This window comes from Duganella sp. CF402 (assembly GCF_900109645.1).
Lineage (GTDB): Bacteria > Pseudomonadota > Gammaproteobacteria > Burkholderiales > Burkholderiaceae_D > Rugamonas.
Genome location: NZ_FOBG01000001.1, coordinates 854,365 through 870,504 on the forward strand (window position 1 = coordinate 854,365; position 16,140 = coordinate 870,504).

At 61.5% G+C, this 16,140-nt stretch carries 13 protein-coding genes; 9 read left to right on the forward strand and 4 right to left on the reverse strand.

What is annotated here, in order from left to right; genetic code table 11:
- Nucleotides 1–67: 67 nt before the first annotated feature.
- Nucleotides 68–547 (forward strand): hypothetical protein, encoded by a 480-nt coding sequence (locus BMZ70_RS03940; protein ID WP_092270190.1) that lies wholly within the window; start codon nt 68–70, stop codon nt 545–547.
- On the opposite strand, the gene BMZ70_RS03945 is transcribed toward BMZ70_RS03940, so the two are convergent.
- Together BMZ70_RS03945 and BMZ70_RS03950 are read right to left on the reverse strand one after the other, a co-directional pair.
- The gene (locus BMZ70_RS03945) at nt 548–1,474 is read right to left on the reverse strand and encodes a lipase secretion chaperone (protein WP_092270193.1); all 927 of its coding nucleotides are present in this window, start codon (nt 1,472–1,474) and stop codon (nt 548–550) included.
- Nucleotides 1,474–2,388, reverse strand: a complete 915-nt coding sequence (locus BMZ70_RS03950) for a lipase family alpha/beta hydrolase (protein ID WP_092270196.1) — start codon at nt 2,386–2,388, stop codon at nt 1,474–1,476. The genes BMZ70_RS03945 and BMZ70_RS03950 overlap by 1 nt, the downstream gene beginning before the upstream one ends.
- Before the next feature lie 159 nt (nt 2,389–2,547).
- Here BMZ70_RS03950 and BMZ70_RS03955 point away from each other — a divergent pair, with 159 nt between their 5' ends.
- Nucleotides 2,548–3,228, forward strand: a complete 681-nt coding sequence (locus BMZ70_RS03955; protein WP_229205285.1) for a TetR/AcrR family transcriptional regulator — start codon at nt 2,548–2,550, stop codon at nt 3,226–3,228.
- A gap of 7 nt (nt 3,229–3,235) precedes the next feature.
- Here BMZ70_RS03955 and BMZ70_RS03960 read toward each other — a convergent pair whose 3' ends face one another.
- Nucleotides 3,236–5,590: a penicillin-binding protein 1A gene (locus BMZ70_RS03960; protein ID WP_092270198.1), complete on the reverse strand. Its 2,355-nt coding sequence runs from the start codon at nt 5,588–5,590 to the stop codon at nt 3,236–3,238.
- 150 nt (nt 5,591–5,740) lie between these two features.
- On the opposite strand from BMZ70_RS03960, the gene glpD reads away from it, so the two are divergent.
- The 5 genes from glpD (at nt 5,741) to BMZ70_RS03985 (ending at nt 10,234) form a co-directional block, all read left to right on the forward strand.
- Complete coding sequence (gene glpD, locus BMZ70_RS03965; protein ID WP_092270201.1) at nt 5,741–7,273, forward strand: glycerol-3-phosphate dehydrogenase; 1,533 nt, start codon at nt 5,741–5,743, stop codon at nt 7,271–7,273.
- Between the two features lie 67 nt (nt 7,274–7,340).
- A complete protein-coding gene (locus BMZ70_RS03970; protein WP_092270204.1) occupies nt 7,341–8,114 on the forward strand; it encodes a DUF6348 family protein in 774 nt (257 codons plus the stop codon).
- A gap of 25 nt (nt 8,115–8,139) precedes the next feature.
- Nucleotides 8,140–9,027, forward strand: coding sequence for a subclass B3 metallo-beta-lactamase (bla, locus tag BMZ70_RS03975; protein ID WP_092270207.1), 888 nt, complete (start codon nt 8,140–8,142; stop codon nt 9,025–9,027).
- A gap of 69 nt (nt 9,028–9,096) precedes the next feature.
- Entirely contained in the window at nt 9,097–9,612 is a 516-nt protein-coding gene (locus BMZ70_RS03980) for a Cif family virulence factor (RefSeq protein WP_092270210.1), read from the forward strand.
- A 169-nt stretch (nt 9,613–9,781) separates the two neighbouring features.
- Nucleotides 9,782–10,234 (forward strand): ORF6N domain-containing protein, encoded by a 453-nt coding sequence (locus BMZ70_RS03985; RefSeq protein ID WP_229205286.1) that lies wholly within the window; start codon nt 9,782–9,784, stop codon nt 10,232–10,234.
- A gap of 28 nt (nt 10,235–10,262) precedes the next feature.
- On the opposite strand, the gene BMZ70_RS03990 is transcribed toward BMZ70_RS03985, so the two are convergent.
- Nucleotides 10,263–11,762, reverse strand: coding sequence for a peptide MFS transporter (locus BMZ70_RS03990; protein WP_092270216.1), 1,500 nt, complete (start codon nt 11,760–11,762; stop codon nt 10,263–10,265).
- Between the two features lie 237 nt (nt 11,763–11,999).
- Between BMZ70_RS03990 and ppnN the strand changes: the two genes are divergently transcribed.
- Entirely contained in the window at nt 12,000–13,370 is a 1,371-nt protein-coding gene (gene ppnN, locus BMZ70_RS03995; protein ID WP_092270219.1) for a nucleotide 5'-monophosphate nucleosidase PpnN, read from the forward strand.
- 139 nt (nt 13,371–13,509) lie between these two features.
- Nucleotides 13,510–16,140: a winged helix-turn-helix domain-containing protein gene (locus tag BMZ70_RS04000; RefSeq protein WP_092270222.1), complete on the forward strand. Its 2,631-nt coding sequence runs from the start codon at nt 13,510–13,512 to the stop codon at nt 16,138–16,140.

The window sequence follows — 16,140 nt, forward strand, 5'->3', positions numbered from 1 at the left end:
TTTGAGGCAGATCAAACGCGGCATAGTGGTGAGTGGTAGTTTGGTAGCTCATCGAAGGAGAGCGATCATGCCGGACACCAATGGAAACGAAAGCGTTGAAAAGGGCGGACGTACCATTTATGATGGACGTGTCGCCGCTCTCGAAACCCGTACTGCGGCAGTGGAGACTGATGTGGCCGTGATACAGGCGAGTTTTGCTACCAAGGACGATATTCTGCGGCTGCGTTCAGATTTGCTCGCTAGCGATGAGCGCATCTTGACCTTGCTGCATGAGCACAAGATGCAGATGCTGTCAGCAATGGCGCAGTTGCGTGAAGATTCTAGTATCGCCCAGTTCAAACTGCGGGAAGAATTTAGTGCGGCGTTGACCAAGCAGCGGGAAGAATTTAGTGCAGCGCTGGCCAAGCAGCGGGAAGATTTTCATGATGCTTTGGCCAAAACGCACCATGACTTCTATACCTTCCTCACGAATCAAGCCTGGAAGCTTTACGGCTTTGCATCGCTGGTGGTGGGCGGCGTGTACTTCATCGCGCGGTATGTGCATTGATTATTCGTAGGCTGGTAGGCGCTTTTGTTCTTCGGTGCTGAAGGTGCTGTCGCGCAGCTGCTGCAGGGAGGCGTCGTTGGCGGCGCTTTGTTGTAGCTGACGGCGCTGCGATTGGTAGGTGCTGATGCGGCGCTGCCAGTCGGCTTCTTCGCGGTCAAGGTCGGCCAGGCGTGCGGCGGCTGCTGGCGAGATGGCAGCGGAGCGTATGCGGTAGATCTCATTGTCGTCGGCCCCCTGCGTGCGCGCAGTGGCGACGGCTTCTTCCAGACGTAACACACGAGTCGGCGCCTCGCGTTCCGAGCGGGCCGAGGGCGGCAGGGCAGCGTCCAGCGCCGCCAGTTTCTGCTTGCGCTGCGCGTCGCTCAGGCTAGCATCGCTATTAATTTCCAATCGCGCGATGGCATCCATATCGTAAGCATTGCTGGCGCCAAACAAGCCGTTGATTTCGTCAGGCGTGAAATAGGCGCCGCGCAGTTGCTGCATGGACGCCAGCCGCTGGCGCGCCCGTAGTGCGGGATCGGCCTGCGTTGGCAAGCCGCGCTCCACGTCCACCAGCGCGCGTTTGTAGGCCAGCCAGTTGTCCAGCAAACGGCGTGCTTGCACGGCCGCCGCTGCCGGCAGGCGACGATCCAACTCGCGAATGATCTCGGCCTTGATCGCCTCCAGCGGCCGCTCGCCCAGCCCGGCCAGATAGTAATCGAACAGATAAGCCAGTTCCGCATTGACTTGCAACTGCCCATCGGCGCCCGCCCGCGCTGCGCCATCCGGCCGCGTGCCGGCCATCGAACGCACAAACGGGAAGTAATCCGGCGACGAACCCTGCGCCGGCGCGGCGCGCGCCACCGGCGTCTCCTGCCGCACCAGCAGCAGATAGGCGCCAACGGCCGCCGCAGCGGCCAGCACGGCGATGCGCAATCCAGCCCGCATCAAAGCCCCAGTCCTTGCAGACGATTGGCCTGCTGGCGGTAGATGGTCACCGGATTGGTCTCGAACAGATTGGTGATGCCGATCAGCTGATTCACCTCATCCAGATGGTTAAGCGCATAGTCATCGCGGATCACGCGCCCGAGGTGGCTGGAGCAGCTGCTGACCAGGCCATCATTCTTGGCGCCGTCGAATGCCAGCGCTGTCAGCGCCAGCACCGGATCGCTGGCATCCAGCACATTGGTGTACGGCTGCGCACCGCTCCACGAGAAGTAATACACGCTGCCCACCTGATACGCGCCTTCGCCGCAGGCCGACGTCGGCACGCCCTGCGGATGGCGGGCATTGAAAGCCGCCGTTCCGGCCGTGCTGAGCGAGGTCGCCGCCGCACGCGCATTCTGCGGCAAGGTCGGGCTGCCAGACAGGAAACTGATCAAGCCCGACACCGCATTCGCCACGCTGTAAGTCACATTGGGCACCGCACCGATCAGCACATCGGCCACGCGCGAGCCCTTGTTGACGCCGCCCACGCTGGTGACCGACGCCACCAGGTCCGGCCGCACCGAAGCCACATAACGCGAGGTCGGCCCGCCGTGGCTGTGGCCCACCAGATTGACCTTGCTTGCGCCGGTGGCGGCCAGGATCTGCTTCACCTGCAACAGCAGCTGCTCGCCGCGCACCTCGGTGCTGTTGGCGGCCGAGACCTGGGTCACGTACACATCGGCGCCGCCGCTGCGCAATGCCGAAGCGATGCCGTAGAAGTAGTCGACCGGTCCCACGCTGTCAAAGCCGAACAGGCCGTGCACCAGCACGATGGGATACTTGGTCTGAGTGTAGCCGGCCGCCCAGGAAGGCGCGGGCAGGGCGGTGAACAGGGCGAGGCATAACGTGAGGGTGCTCCAGATGCGTCGTGTCATGATGGTCTCCGGTGGTTATGATTGTCTGCAAAATGTAGCACCGGCGCGCTGGCCTTGCAGTCCGCACGCACGGCCCTGCGAGCCAATCTGCGGGCGTCATGAGCATGCACAGGCTCCTGCGCTATAATCATTTGAGAAAAAACCACAACAGGGACAACCTTGCCGGCGCAATTCAACTTCCAACAATTCAAGGCCGTGACGCCGCTGGATGGCGTCAATATATGGGCCTATCTGCTCGACCGTTATGCCGACCGCATCACGGTGAAGCGCCGCAAGCCGGCGCTGGAGAACCTCGAGAAGATTTTCAACGCCACCTTCAAGCTGGCCAACGAGGTCGGCTTCCGCACCATGAATCTGCGCGACCTGTGCGGCGAGACCGGGCTGTCGATGGGAGGCTTGTACGGCTACATCAGCAGCAAGGACCAGCTGGCCGAAATGATCGAGGACGTGGTGCGCCACGCGACGCACGAGGTGCCGAAGATGTACACCGACATCACCGATCCGCTGGACCGGCTGGAAGCGCTGATCCGCGCCTCGATCTACGTGTCGGAGATTTTGCAGCCGTGGTTTTATTTCGTGTTCATGGATTCGCGCGTGCTGCAGGCGGAACAGCGCAGTACGGCGAAGGAGTCTGAGATGCACGTGCAGGCGCTGTTTGCCGACGTGATTGCCCAGCTGCCTACACGGCCGCCGGGTAGTCCGGATTTGATAGCGGCCCACATCATGGCCATGTTCCAGGATTGGTACGTCAAGCGCTGGAAGTACCGCGCCGCCGATGTGAGCCCGGACCGATTCGCCGACAGCGCCGTGCGCATGATGCGCGGCTACCTGTCGGCTTAAGTCAGGATCAGCGCACCGGCCCGGTCGGCACTGGTTTGATGTTTTCCGCGTTCGGTGCGGCTGGTGCAGGCGGTGCCGCTGGCGCGGGAGCCGCAGCGCCACCCGGCGCCGGCTCCACATTCTCGGCGCCAGCCGGCTCCTCATCCATGTCCAGCGAGTGGCGCGCGGCGTCGCCGGTGAATTCGTCGTACAGCCACTCACCATTCACCTGCGTCAGGCCGACAGGCGCCGGACGCTCTTGCGGCGGACGGCTCTGCATCGCCACGCGCATGTAATCGATCCAGATCGGCAGCGCCACCGTGGCGCCGAACTCCTTGCCGCCCAGCGACTTGGAATCGTCATAGCCCATCCACGACACCGCCACGATGCCGCCGCCATAGCCGGCGAACCAGCCGTCGACCGCATCGCTCGAGGTGCCGGTCTTGCCGGCCAGGTCAGGGCGGCCGAGGCGCGCCACCGCGCCGCCGGTGCCGCTACGCGTCACTTCGCGCATCATGGTATCCATCACGAACACATTGCGCGGGTCGAGCACGCGGGCTTCGTCCGGCAGCGTGGTGCGCGGCTTGGCTTCCTGGATCACCTTGCCGTCGCCATCGACGATCTTGGCGATCAAATAAGGCTCCACCGAATAGCCGCCGTTCGCGAACACCGCGTAAGCGCCGGCCAGCTGCGCCGGCGTCACCGAACCGGTGCCCAGTGCCAGCGTCAGATTCTTCGGATGCTTGGCCAGATCGAAGCCGAACTTGCCGAGGTAGCTGTGCGCATAAGGCACAGTGATGGAGCGCAGGATGCGCACCGACACCACGTTCTTCGATTCCGACAACGCGGTGCGCATCGAAATCGGACCGTCGTACTTGCCGTCGTCATTGCGCGGCGACCAGGCTTCATTGCCGGTTTCGGCGCCGGTCAGGTTGAGCGGCACGTCATTGATGATGGTGGCCGGCGAGAAGCCGCGTTCCAGCGCCGCCGAATACACGAACGGCTTGATCGAGGAACCCGGCTGGCGCCAAGCCTGCGTGGCGTGGTTGAACTTCTGCAGGCGATAATCGAAGCCGCCGACCATCGCGTGATAACCGCCGTTGACCGAATCGATCGACACAAACGCCGCAGATACCAGCGGCACCTGCGTGACGATCCAGCCGTTCTTATCGTTTTGCATGATGCGGATAACTGCGCCCGGACGCAGGCGCACGGTATCCTTGGCTTTCTCGGTCAGCGCGTTGGCCACGAGGCGCAGGCCGTCACCGGTGATCGTGATTTCTTCGCCCGATGGATTCTGCACCTTGAGCGCTTTCGGGCTGGCGTCCAGCACCACGGCCGGAATCAGGCCGTCGCTGCTCGGACGTTTTTGCAGTGCGTCCTCGATGGCGTCGTCGCGTTCATCTTCGTTGGATGGCAGCGTGATGAAGGCTTCCGGGCCGCGATAGCCGTGGCGCTGGTCGTAGTTCAGCACATTGCGGCGCATCGATTCGTAGGCGGCTTTCTGGTCGGCCTTCAGAATCGTGGTGTAGACGCTGATGCCCTTGGTGTACGAATCTTCCTTGAACTGTGCGTACACCACCTGACGCGCCAGCTCGGCCACGTATTCAGCGTGGACGTCGAAGTCCTGGCCCTTGCGGCTGATGTGCAGGGTTTCTTTGGCAGCCTTCTTGTACTGATCCTCGGTGATGAAATCGGCATCGCGCATGGCACGCAGCACCAGTTGCTGGCGTTGTTTGGCGCGCTTCGGATTGACGGCCGGATTGTGGCGCGCAGGATTCTGCGGCAGGCCGGCCAGCATCGCCATCTCGGCGATCGACAGCTCTTTCAGCGACTTGCCGAAGTAGGTCTGGGCAGCGGCGCCGAAGCCGAACGAGCGCTGGCCGAGATAGATCTGGTTCATGTACAGCTCAAGGATCTGATCCTTGCTGAGCGTAGCCTCGATTTTCAGGGCCAGCATCACTTCATTCAGCTTACGGCCGTAGAATTTGTCGCGCGTCAGGAAGAAGTTACGCGCCACCTGCATGGTGATGGTCGAACCGCCCTGGCGCATGGCGCCGCCGAGATTGGCCTTGGCCGCACCCAGCGCGCGCAGCCAGTCGATACCGTTATGTTCGTAGAAGCGCTTGTCCTCGATCGCCAGCACCGATTTTTTCATCAGCTCCGGGATATCCTTGACCGGCACGAAATCGCGGTGCTCCTCGCCGAATTCGCCGATCAGGGCGTTGTCGGCGGTGTAGATGCGCAACGGGATCTTTGGGCGGTAATCGGTAATGGTCTCCAGCGACGGCAGGTTGGGCGCCACATACAGCAGCAGGTAGGCGAGCAGCAGGCCGCCGGCGACCAGCGCGGCAAGACCGGCGGCAATGGCGGCACGTATCATATTGCGGCGATTGATCCAGGCGGGTAGGGAGTTCGAGGTTGTCAAAACATCATCTCTTGGTTGCAGAAGTATTCGCGATTATAGATCAAGCCTATTGTTACTTGACGTCACTTGTCGTAACGTACAGGTATACAGCTCCAAAGGGACCATATGGCGGAACCGCAGCACATACTCGATTGCGATGTCCTGATCATCGGCGGCGGCATCAACGGCGCCGGGATCGCCCGTGATGCGGCGGGACGCGGGCTATCGGTGGTGCTGTGCGAGAAGGACGACCTGGCCTCGCATACTTCGTCCGCCTCCACCAAGCTGATTCACGGCGGGCTGCGTTATCTCGAATACTACGAGTTTAACCTGGTGCGCAAGGCGCTGATCGAGCGCGAAGTGCTGCTGCGCGCCGCGCCGCACATCATGTGGCCGCTGCGTTTCGTGATGCCGCATGCGCAGGGGCAGCGACCGGCGTGGATGATCCGCGCCGGGCTATTTTTGTACGACATGCTGGCGCGGCGCGAACTGCTGCCGGCATCGGCCGGCATCAACCTGCGCAGCCACGTGGCGGGCAAGCCCTTGAAGTCCGAGTTCACGCGCGGCTTCATTTACTCGGATGGCTGGGTCGACGATGCGCGGCTGGTGGTGCTGAACGCCATCGACGCCTGCGAGAAGGGCGCCACCATCCTCACGCAAGCGGTATGTCAGAAACTGGAACGCAAGACCGCCGACTGGGAAGCCACGCTGTTCAAGCCGAGCTGCGGCGAGATCCGCGTCAACGCGCGCTACGTGGTGAATGCGGCCGGGCCGTGGACCGCTGGATTGCTGCAATCGGCGCTGCCGAAGCAGGAGAGCGGCCACCTGCGGCTGATCAAGGGCAGTCACATCGTGGTCAAGCGCATCTTCGAGCATGACAACGCCTACATCTTCCAGCATCCAGACGGGCGCATCGTGTTTGCGATTCCGTACGAACGCGACTTCACGCTGATCGGCACCACCGACCTCGATTATCAGGGCGACGCCAACTCCGTCGCCATCAGCCAAGACGAGATCAGCTACCTGTGTGGGCTGGCAAGCCAATACTTCACCCAGCCGATCACGCCGGCCGACGTGGTGTGGACCTATTCCGGCGTCCGTCCGCTGGTGGAGGACGGCGCCGACGCCAAAGCCGTCACGCGCGACTACCGCTTGGAAGTGGATGACGACGGCCCGCCGATCCTGAGCGTCTTTGGCGGCAAAATCACCACCTTCCGCAAGCTGGCGGAAGAAGCTGTCGACCAGATCGCCAAAGCACTGGACAACCGCCACGGCAGCTGGACCCACAACGCCTGCCTGCCAGGCGGCGACCTGTTCGGCGCCGAGCCGCACAACCGCTCCGTGCTGGAATTCAGTAAATGGCAGGAAGCGCAACTCGCCCGCTACAGCGGCCTGCCATCGACGCTGGTAACCCGCTACTGCCGCACCTACGGCACCCGCATCCACACCCTGCTGGCCGACCGCACCGATGTCGCCTCGCTGGGCGACGAAATCGCCCCCGGCCTGTACGCCACCGAAGTCGAATACCTGCGCCGCTACGAATGGGCCCGCACCGCCCAAGACATCCTCTGGCGCCGCACCAAGCTCGGCCTGCACCTGCCGGCCGATGCCGCCGCCCACCTCCAAACCTGGCTCACCGCCCATCCACTGGCTCGATAGCACGAAGCCAGTGAGATTTCACGCATTTTGCAGACGAGCAATTCCCATATAGGACCACACTCACAGAATGTTCAATTGGCTTAAGTCACTTGTAGCGCCGTCTCCTTCCGCTGGCGTCTCCGTCCAAGTCGAAGCCCTCCTGACCGTTGAGGATATTTTTACTCAGGCGTTGCAAGCTGAGGGATATGCTTGGCGATTGGAGAACGGTGAGATCTCTCTTTCTCAAGGATTTATTGCGTCGGTGGAGTATCTCGAGTCGCAGCCAATAGGGGAAAATGCGATACGCACCAGTTCAAAAATAGTGTGTAAGCATGCGGTTCATTTTCCCGAGGGGATATTTGAGTTCCAACACGCTTCCGGTGCATCGGAACAGGAGTCGCTGCTGAACGGGTTTCGATCTTGGGCGCAGACTGATCTTGCCACCCTCATCGATGCGGTCTCCGATACGAGCGAAACCTGTTTGGTGATGGAGATGTCGTGGCCGGCGATAGATGCACAAGCGGAGCTGAAGCGAAAAATCTTTATGGGGCCGTATATTCACAGCGCTGCGGAATCCATTGTGAACGTCGATGGTTGTGAGGGCGAGTGCCATGACTTTTGTCCCTGCTGCCTGTTCACTAAGTCTTTGGATGCGTTCACGGAGCAGCTAAACTCGCGTGAATTCGTTGGTGTGCGCCTCTACGCCTCTCGTTATGCGGATGGCACGGTCGTGGCAGACTGCCGGATCAATGGTGATGAGTATCCCTTGGGCGTAGAGCATCTTAAAAAATACGCCGAGACCTGGCCGCATCGAGGGTTGGAATTCCGAAAGCAGTATGTCGCTATTCGTACAATAGATTGAGCCCTGCTTCATTTGGAGAAAACATATGGCCTTGGTCGCCAAAGTATTGCTAGCCCTAGCCGCCGTGACCGGCTGCGCGCAGGCACACGACGCTCCCGTGAACTGCGACAGTTGCGCGGAATGGAACCAGCCGGTCAAGCCGTTTAACGTGTACGGTAATACCTGGTACGTGGGCGTCGATGGCCTGTCGTCAGTCCTTGTGACGGGGCCGCAGGGCCACATCCTGCTGGATGGCGGGCTGCCGCAATCGGCGCCGCTCATCGAGGCCAACATCAAGGCGCTTGGATTTCGGATGCAGGACGTGAAGCTGATCGTCAACTCGCACGCGCATTGGGATCACGCGGGCGGCATCGCGGCGCTGCAGCGTGCCAGCGGCGCCATCGTGGGGGCCAGCCAGTCAGGCGCGCTGGTACTCCAAAGCGGCACCAACGGCGTGGACGATCCGCAGTATGAGGCTAATCCGGTGGTACACGTCGCCAAAGTGGCGAAGGTCAAAGTGGTGCAGGAGGGAGAGGTACTGAAGGTCGGCAGCATTGGCGTCACCGCGCACATGACGCCAGGCCATACGCCAGGCAGCACCACCTGGACCTGGACTTCCTGCGAAGGCCACCGTTGCCTGGATGTGGTGTACGCCGATAGTCTTAATCCGTACGCCAGCGGTAAATTCAGCTTCACCGGCAAAGGCAAGACGCCTGACATCTCGGCATCGTTCGCGGCCAGCATCGCCAAGGTCGCGGCGCTGAAATGCGACATCATTCTCTCCGTGCACCCGGATGCTACCGGCATGATGGAAAAGGCGGCAGCGCGCACACCGGACAGCAATCCGTTCATCGGCGCTGATGGCTGCCGCGAGTATGCCGCCATTGCCGGCCAGCGCTTGACCAAGCGCATTGCCCAGGAACGAGGCGAGTAGACGGATCTGCACTTGTTTTTTTGAAAACTGGCACGAGATGAGGGCCTCTCCATTCATAGAAAGGTCCTCATGCGTTGTTTCGTTCTGGCTCTCCTGGCCACCTCGCTGTTTTTAAGTAGCGCAGTTGATGCTGCTCCGGCTTACATCGGCAAGCATATCTCCACGCCCGAAGACACGCGGGCAATCAACAAGGTCGTTGAGGATTTCCAGACTGCGATCAAGACCAAGGATCGGAAGCTGCTCTCGACGCTTGTTCTGAATTCCAACATCCTGTTTGACTCGCCCATGAATCCGGAGGATATCGCCTTCGTGCGTAATGTGCATGACACTACGTTCGACGGCCTGCGTGCTGGCGGCTATAACGAATTTGCGCGCGTGATCGGTATGTCCAAGGAAGCGCTCGAGGAGAAGTTTTACAACGTGAAGATTACCCAGGACGGCAACGTGGCGTGGGTAATGTTCGACTATGAATTCATCCGCGATGGGAAGACGCAGAATTATGGGATTGAGACCTGGCAGATGATGAAAGTCGCCGACGACAGCTGGAAGATCGCCAGCGTCATGTGGACGATGAATCGTCCATAGAAACGAGATAGGGGGAGGTGGTCGCAAACTACGACATCCTTGCGAGGCTGCTGCAGCAAAGGCTTTCCCCTAACATTCCTGATGTTCGCCCGCGTCAGTTTGATTTATATCATACCGATGGCTTTGCAAGCGGACTAGAGTCAACGGTGCCCGTCTACCGGAGACTGACATGAAATCGGTGAACTCCCCTTCAGCTCCTGCTGATACTTCTCTGATGGCAATTGAGGGGCGCATCATGGTGATACGTTCTCAAAAGGTGATTATTGATGCTGACCTTGCCTTCTTGTACGGCGTGCCGACCAAGAGGCTGAACGAGCAGGTCAAGCGCAATATCGAGCGTTTCCCCTCTGATTTCATGTTCGCGCTGACTCAGGCGGAAAAGGTGGAGGTGGTCGCAAATTGCGACCACCTCGCAAAATTGAAATTTACTAAAGCGATGCCATTTGCTTTTACCGAGCACGGCGCCATTCAAGCGGCGAATGTCCTTGGTTCTCTGCAAGCAATCCAGATGGGGGTATACGTTGTGCGCTCATTCGTGCGCTCGCGCGAAATGCTAGTCGCCCACCGCCTGCCCCACGTCCCAAGCGAACCATCGGCTTCGTTTCTCAGCCAGGCAAATTAAAACGGCGCCAGAGGCGCCGTTTGCAGTCTTACTTCACACCGTGCATCAACTTCTGGATCAGCGGGGCGATCAGGAACAGCAGCACGCCGCCGATGATCAGCGACCAGAACCCGAAGGTGTAGCCCGACAGCGCCGATGGCACCGACATGCCGCCTTCACCCGACACCGCCGAAGCGAAGATGCCCGACAGGTTGTTGCCGATACCGGTCGACAGGAACCAGCCGCCCATGCCCAGACCCACCAGACGGGTCGGCGCCAGCTTGGTCACCATCGACAGGCCAATCGGCGACAGGCACAGCTCACCAATCGATTGCAGCACGTAGACCATGAACAGGGTCCAGAACGGGATCTTGTTGTTGGCGTCCACCAGCGACGACAGCGCGAACATCAGCAGCAGGAAGGCGGTGCCGTTGAAGATCAGGCCCAGGCCGAATTTGCGCGGGATCGACGGATTCTTGCGGCCCATCGCCACCCAGATGAACGCGATCAGCGGTGCGAAGGCGATGATGGCCAGCGAGTTCACGGTCTGGAACCAGGCCACAGGGAAGGTCCAGTTGAACATTTCACGGTCGATGATTTTCTCGGCCAGGAAGGTGAACGAGCTGCCTGCCTGCTCGAAGAAGCACCAGAACATGATGTTGAAGAAGAAGATCACCAGCATGGCGATCACTTTGTCGCGCGCCACTTTGCCGTTCTTGATGCCTTCGACCAGCAGCATCACCGCCAGCAGCACGAACAGAATCGACAGCACGATCTGCAGGTTCTTGGCGCCCGCCGCCAGCAGCGAGTACACCACCGGGATCACGCACAGGGAACCCAGTACCACGTAGACCATGCGTTTCGGATCGCCGTTCTGCGCATCCGGTGCGCCGATGCCTTTCAGGCCGCGACGGCCGATGTAGAACCACACCAGGCTAATCAGCATGCCGACGCCGGCCGACATGAACACCACTTTATAGGCCGGCATGCCGCCGGTGCCGAAGATGGCGGAGGCCAGCCATTCGGTCAGTACCGGTGCGACCAGCGCGCCGGAGTTGATGCCCATGTAGAAGATGGTGAAGCCGGAATCGCGGCGGGTATCGGCGGTGCTATACAGCTTGCCGACCATCGTCGAGATATTCGGCTTGAACATGCCGTTGCCGACGATGATGGTGGCCAGGCCGAACTTGAACACGGTCTCGTCCGGGAAGGCAATCATGAACAGGCCGGCCGCCATGAAGGAGGCGCCGACCAGAATGGAGCGCTGGTAACCCAGCACGCGGTCCGCAACATAGCCGCCGAACAGCGCGGCGGCATACACCAGCGCGAGGTAGGATCCGTACACCAGGTTGGCCGACGATTCGCCAGCAGCATCGCCGTTATAGAACTGGGCGACGACGTAGAGCACCAGCGCCCAACGTATGCCGTAGAACGCAAAGCGCTCCCAGAACTCGGTCATGAACAACATCCACAGCGGGGCCGGGTGGCCCATGATTTGCTTGAACTCCGGGATCGAAGCTTCTGTAGGTTGGGTGGTCGCACCGCTCATGCGGCTTCTCCTGTAATTATGGTCAATCGGGACTGACTTCCCTTGTGGGGCAGCCAAATTGGGCGCCATTTTAATCTACAAATCGCTCCCGACGCACTTTTTGATAGCCTACCTGCAAAGTTGTGTCATTTGTGTTAAGAATTTCCAGCGCACAAATCTTCCACTTGTCGTATATTGGTGGCGCAGGACCAACAGAAGCAGAAGAGAAACTGAAGAAACTGAATAGGACTTAGCATCATGGAACATGACGTTGTCGATACCCTGATTTCGCCCGAAGGCCAGCTGGAAATCCTTTCGAAGGCGGAAGTGAACAAGCTGCTCGATACTAGCCAGGGCGGCCTTTATAACGTCTTCCGCAAATGCGCACTGGCGGTGCTCAATTGCGGCAGCACTATCGACGATGGAAAGGAATTGCTGGAAAAGTACCAATCGTTTGACATCAGCATCGTGCAGCGCGAGCGTGGCATCAAGCTCGATATCAAGGGCGCGCCAGCCATCGCTTTCGTGGACGGCAAGATGATCAAGGGGATCCACGAGCACCTGTTCGCGGTGCTGCGCGATATTATCTTCGTCAGCAACGAGGTGACGGACAATCCGAAGTTCGACCTGAGCAAAAATGAAGGCATCACCGACGCCGTGTTCCACATCCTGCGCAACGCGGGCGTGCTGAAGCCGATGCTCAACCCGAACCTGGTGGTGTGCTGGGGCGGGCACTCGATCAACCGCGAGGAATACAACTACTCGAAGAAGGTGGGCTATGAAATGGGCCTGCGCGATCTCGATATCTGCACCGGCTGCGGTCCCGGCGCAATGAAGGGCCCGATGAAGGGCGCCACCATCGGCCACGCCAAGCAGCGCCTGCATCGCGGCCGCTATCTCGGCATCACCGAGCCGGGCATCATCGCGGCGGAGTCGCCGAACCCGATCGTCAATGAGCTGGTCATCATGCCGGACATTGAGAAGCGCCTGGAAGCGTTCGTGCGCACTGGCCACGGCATCGTGGTGTTCCCTGGCGGCGCCGGCACCGCCGAGGAAATCCTGTACATCCTTGGCATCCTGCTGCATCCGGATAACGCCGAGATCCCGTTCCCGCTGGTGTTCACGGGTCCGGAAACGTCGCGCGAATACTTCGTGCAGATTAACCAGTTCATTCACGACACGCTGGGTCCTGAGGCGCAAAGCCGCTACAAGATCATCATCGACGATCCGGAGCTGGTGGCGCGCGAGATGCAGGCCGGGATCAAGGCGGTGCGCGAATTCCGCAAAACGCGCAGCGATGCCTATTACTACAACTGGGGCCTGAAGATCGACACCGAGTTCCAGCGCCCGTTCCCGCCGACGCACGAGAACATGCGCAACCTCAGCCTGCACAAGAACCAGCCGGTGCACATGCTGGCCGCGCACCTGCGCCGCGCCTTCTCGGGCGTGGTGGCGGGCAATGTGAAGGAAGAGGGCATCCGCGCCATCGAGCAGTACGGCCACTTTGAAATCCACGGCGACAAGGAGATCATGGGGCCGATGGATGCGCTGCTGGCGTCGTTCGTGGCGCAGCATCGCATGAAGTTGGCCGGCAAGCCGTACACGCCGTGCTACCGCGTGATCCAGTAACTGGAGCGGCGGAGGAAACGTAATTACTGGTTATTGCCTTGGTGTAATTACTGTTTCCTCCATTCTAAAGAATGGTGACGATCTACCATCCTTGGGGGTAAGCTAAACAACAGGCTTTCAACTTGGAGAACCGGTCACCGTGCTTGATTTTGTCGCGCAAAAACTGATACCGCCGCAGACGGCGGGCACGCTCATGGCGCGTCCCGACGTGCTGGCTCGCTTGGGCCAGGCCGGAGGACATCGCATCATCCTGCTGCGTGCACCGGCCGGCTATGGCAAAACTTCCGTGCTGCGGCTGCTGCGTGCCGGCCTGTCCACCGCCGATGCGCCGGTGGCGTGGCTGACCTTCGACCAGGCTGACCGTGATCCGGCGCGCTTGCTGCTGAGCCTGCGCGCCGCCTTGCTGGGTGACGCGGCCGAGGCCCACATGCCGCGCCTGCACGGCACCGCCGTGCGCCATCTGTTCCTTGACGATGTAGAACAGCTGGACGAAGGCGCGATCCGCCTGCTGTTGTCGGTGATCGTGGAAGTGCTGCCGCCGGACCTGCGCGTGTACCTGGCTGGCCGTGGCCTGCACCAGGTCAGCGTGGCCTCGCTCAAGGCCAAGCAGATGCTGCTGGAGCTGAACCTTGAAAGCCTGCGCTTCGTTCCGGCCGAAACAGAAATCTACCTGCGCCAGTCGCACCTGTTCCTGTCCGACGAGCACGTGCGATGGCTGCACCAGGCCACTGAAGGCTGGCCGGCCGCGCTGGAATTGCTGGTGCTGGCGTGGAAGCGCATTCAAGGCAATGCGGAGTCGCTGCCCGACCTGCACGGTACCGAGGACCTGAGCGACTATCTGGCCGAGGAAGTGCTGCGCGCCCAGCCCGAGGAGGTGCAAGCCTTCCTGATCGCCACCGCGCCGCTGCAATCGTTTTGCGTGGAGCTGGCAGATGCCGTGCGCGGCAGCGACGACAGCCGGGAGCTGATCGTCCGCACCCGTTTGTCCGGCTTGCCGATCCAGCCGATCGGCGAGCACTGGTTCCGTTATCATCCGCTGTTTGCCGGCCACATTGTGCGGCACCGCTTGCCGGCCGGCGCCGGCCGCGCGCTGGTGTACGCGCGCGCAGGGCAATGGCTGGCCGCGAACGACCGCGGCCTGGACGCCTTCGATTGCTATATCAAGGCCGGCCAGCACGAGGCGGCGGCCGACGTGCTCGAAGCCCTGGGCGAGACACTGCTGGTGCGCGCCCAGTTCCCCAGCATCACGCATTGCTGCGGCCAGTTGCCGGAAGCCTTGCTGCGGCGGCGCCCGGAGATCTTGCGGGTGCTGCTGGTAGCGCTCACTTATTCACCGCGCCACGAGGACGGAGCGCACTGGCTGGAATATTTCCGCGCCCAGGCGGCGCAGCCTGATGCCGACCGCGTCTACGGCGACGTCCTGCGTGGGTTCGAGCCGGTGCAGGCTTTCCTCGAAGGCGATGTGACGCGCGCCATCGGCCTGACCGAGCGCTATTGGCCTGCGCAGCAGCAGGCGCGCCCCGTCGAGCGCGGCATGCTGGCCACCAGCAGTGCCTGCGCCTACCTGATACGCGGCATGCTGCCGCAAGCGGTGCAAATGCTGATCGAGGCGCGGCGCACCTGTGCAGAATCCGGCAGCCTGACCACAATGGCGGTGGTGGTCTACCTGCAAGCCTATATGGACGCGATGCAGGGCCGCTTCGACGCGGCGCTGCAGCAGATCGCACTGATTGACGAGATACAGAAAAAGCACAGCAGCGCCATTCCGGCTGCCTTCCTGTACCGCTACAGCGCCGGGCTGTTCCTGATGGTGCTGTACGAAACCAACCGCATCGACGATGCGCAGCTGCGCGTGAAGTTCGCGCGCGGCATCGCCGGCATCGGCCTGCCGTGGGACACCGTGGCTGGCGTGCAGGTGACGCAGGCGCGCCTGATGGCGCTGCAGATGGGGCCGGCGGCCGCCAAGCGCTGGCTGGAATGCGAGATCATGCGGGTGCGCAAACAGCCCACGCCGCGGCTGCGCGCGGCTTTGGAGAGCGAATTGTCGCGGCTGGTGGTGTTGGGCGGGAATCGTGCCGCCATCGCCGGCTACGCGGCGCTGCTCAATGCCGATCCTGCCGAGGCGGTCGGCGTCGATGGCAACGGGCCGCTGCCGGAATGGATGTTTTCCAGCCAGGAGATCGATGGCGGCGGCATAGCGCAAGCGCGGCTGGCGATCGCCGACGGCCGCACGCAGGCGGCGCAAGTGCGCTTGCAGCGCTTGCTGCGCCAGGCTGAGGAAAGCGGGCGGCGTTGGCGTGCAGTGAAACTGCGCGTGTTGCTGGCGTTGGCCGCCGCGCGCGGCGGCGATCCGCTTGAAGCGTTGGCGCGCATGGCCTTGGCGCTGGAGCAGGGCGCACAGTGCGGCATGGTGCGCAGCTTCCTTGACGAAGGCGAGGGCGTGGTCGGCTTGCTGGAACAGCTGCGCAGCGCGCCGCCCGCCCCCTTGAGCAGCGCCGCCAGCGCCCACCTGAATATCCTGCTGGCCTGCGGCGCGCGCGCCGGCGACGCCGCCCGGCCGCCGGTGGCGGAATTGACGCCCGCTGAAGCCAGCTTGCTGGAGCTGGTGGCGCAGGGTTTGAGCAACCGCGAAGTGGCGGACAGCCTTGGGCTGTCGATCAATACCGTGAAGTGGCACATGGCGCAGATCTTCAGCAAATTCGGCGTCGCCAACCGCGTGCAGGCGGTGAACCTGGCGCGCCAGGGCGGCATGCTGGGACGCAGCCGCTGA